The organism is uncultured Campylobacter sp., from assembly GCF_937890585.1.
In the GTDB taxonomy this organism is placed as follows: domain Bacteria; phylum Campylobacterota; class Campylobacteria; order Campylobacterales; family Campylobacteraceae; genus Campylobacter_A.
This window is the reverse complement of sequence record NZ_CALACG010000022.1, coordinates 1-1,857: the sequence shown is the minus strand read 5'-3', so window position 1 is coordinate 1,857 and position 1,857 is coordinate 1. Positions and strand designations below refer to the sequence as shown.

The 1,857-nt window shown below is 36.0% G+C and carries 1 protein-coding gene and 1 pseudogene; both read right to left on the bottom strand.

Annotated elements, in window-relative coordinates:
- Positions 1–272, bottom strand: a 272-nt coding sequence (locus Q0296_RS00525; protein WP_298035639.1) for a restriction endonuclease subunit S, incomplete at its 3' end; no start/stop codon positions are given.
- 96 nt (positions 273–368) lie between these two features.
- A pseudogene (locus Q0296_RS00520) lies at positions 369–1,857 on the bottom strand (N-6 DNA methylase); the annotation flags it as partial.

Below are 1,857 nucleotides of genomic sequence, written 5' to 3'. Positions count from 1 at the left end.
ATAAAATATTGAGCTATCTTGCTATTAAAATAATCAAATTTTGGATAAATAGTTTTAGTAAACTGTCCAGCGTAAAAATCCTTTTCCATATAAAAAAACTGCATTCCAAGCATTCCAATCGCCAGTGAATTGCCTGATATTTTATGCTCCTCATCCAAATAATCGACATAGCCCGCAATACCATTATTTAAAACTGTTCTTGTGAAATATGGATAAGCTCCATTCTCAGAAAAATTAAAACTATCTTTATTTAGTTGTGGATTTGACTTCACATTAAATAATTTATCAAGCTTAATTTTTTCAAATTCTCCACCGCTTGCTTTAAATTCTTGCTCTAAATTTGCAATTCGTTGGCTTACAATACTGCTTCTACTGGGACTATCCTTTTTTAAAATTTGCGACACTTCCCAGCTTAGATAGTCGCTTACGCTCTTTTTAAAATCAGCTAGCGTCGGCATTGCATCGATCTTCTTATGTTGATCGAAATTCCAATCAGAGCCACTTTTCGTTATCAAATCCTCGACAAAAATTTCGTCTAATTTCCAAAGCCTTGGATCTACTTTTGCGGCTCTACCAGCTTTATAAATTTTAACTATATCAGCGTATCTTTGCGTAGGTTCGTCTAGCTCCTGTAATGAGCGAGAAGTTCTTTTATAGCCGTCATTTCTAAAGTCTATAAATTTAACCGAGCGTTCGAAGTCGTGCGGTTCGTGTGCTTTAAAAATATAAATACTCGTTTGAACTCCCGCGACTGGCACAAAAAGATCGACTGGCATTTTTATACTTGCCAGTAAAGTGTGGGATTTTAAAATTTGTTGATTTGATTTCACAGCTTTACCGCTACCTGCGCTATCTTGGATGATTATGGCACCAAGCCCGCCTTTTGCCATCCTATCAAGTCCATAAGCAATAAAGGGCATACCATTTTCATCAAACGTAAATGGTGGGTTTAGTAAAATTCTATCAGCTTTAAAATTTGAGTAAAGCTCGTCTGGGCGATTAAATGCACTGCCGTGTTCTATTCGAGCTGAACCATCGCCACGTAATATCATATTAGTAGCCGCAAGAGTATACATTTCAGCATTTAGTTCTACGCCTAGAAGCTGATTTCTTTTGATCTCATCTATCTTTTTTAGAGCTTCGCTACTTCCTTTGGCATAATTTTCATTAGCGTTTTCTATCATTATTTGCATCGCAGAGATGAGAAAGCCAGCACTTCCAGTGGCTAAATCCATAACGCGGTTATCTTTGTTTATATCTAGAATTTCAGCCATCATTTTAGTTATATAAGGTGGAGTAAGCACGATGCCAAGCTCTTTGCCATCGCCTAAAGCATATTTTAAAAACTCGCTATACATTTCACCCATCACGTCGATATGCCCAAAGCTTTCACCGCCTGAGCCATCTATCTTTTGAAAAATATTTCTATATAAAAACGTGAAAATTTGTTTGGTAGTGCTTGATTTTTCTTTCAATAAATGTGCAACTTCTTTGTCGTTTGGTTTAGTTTCATCTATCTCGTCTCGTTGTGAATTTTTTGAAATTTCATTAAAAGAAGCTAGCATTAAATTTAGCTTTTCGGACGGAATTTTTCTATTTTTGAGAAATGAGCTTATGCGACTAGTTATACGAATACCGTCTCGCTCATTATCCAACTGAGAACCTTTCAAATCATCAGGTGTTAGTCCGTAGTTCTCTTTTATGTCTTGCATTGAAAGCAGCATCCCAGAGACGTAAAGGACTCGTTGTGGAGCGGTGATATTGTGATTATGCATTAGTTTGTTTAGTTTTTAGCATAAATTTTAAGAATTTCGCGCGATGTAATTAAAAATCTGTGTTTATCCTGTCTCTTATACA